This is a genomic window from Marinobacter salinexigens, assembly GCF_008370345.1.
In the GTDB taxonomy this organism is placed as follows: domain Bacteria; phylum Pseudomonadota; class Gammaproteobacteria; order Pseudomonadales; family Oleiphilaceae; genus Marinobacter; species Marinobacter salinexigens.
This window is the reverse complement of record NZ_VTUU01000076.1, coordinates 1-602: the sequence shown is the minus strand read 5'-3', so window position 1 is coordinate 602 and position 602 is coordinate 1. Positions and strand designations below refer to the sequence as shown.

Annotated in this window: 1 protein-coding gene; it reads left to right on the top strand. The window is 52.5% G+C overall.

Annotation, left to right across the window (positions count from 1 at the left end; translation table 11 throughout):
- Positions 1 to 135 precede the first annotated feature (135 nt).
- Positions 136 to 602, top strand: a 467-nt coding sequence (locus FWJ25_RS19805) for a ubiquitin family protein (protein WP_246166902.1), incomplete at its 3' end; no start/stop codon positions are given.

The window sequence follows — 602 nt, the reverse complement described above, 5'->3', positions numbered from 1 at the left end:
CTACAATATTCAAAAGGAATCCACCCGGCCCTATTCCCTCGTCCTATTCCTTTTTCCGCTTAGCAAACTTCCAAATTTCCTTTCAAGATGCAGATCTTCGTSAAGACCCTSACKGGSAAGACCATCACSCTKGAGGTGGAGTCCTCGGATACCATTGACAACGTCAAGGCAAAGATCCAGGACAAGGAGGGCATCCCCCCAGACCAGCAGCGTTTGATCTTTGCTGGCAAGCAGCTCGAGGATGGTCGCACTTTGGCCGACTACAATATTCAAAAGGAATCCACCCTTCACCTTGTCCTCCGCCTCCGTGGTGGCATGCAGATCTTCGTGAAGACCCTCACCGGGAAGACCATTACCCTGGAGGTCGAGAGCTCTGACACCATTGATAACGTCAAGGCTAAGATCCAGGACAAGRAGGGAATYCCCCCGGAYCAGCWGAGGCTGATCTTTGCCGGCAAGCAGCTGGAGGATGGCCGCACCCTAGCTGATTATAATATCCAGAAGGAATCTACACTCCATCTCGTCCTCCGCCTTCGTGGTGGTATGCAGATCTTTGTCAAGACCCTCACCGGGAAGACCATCACTCTTGAGGTCGAGAGCTC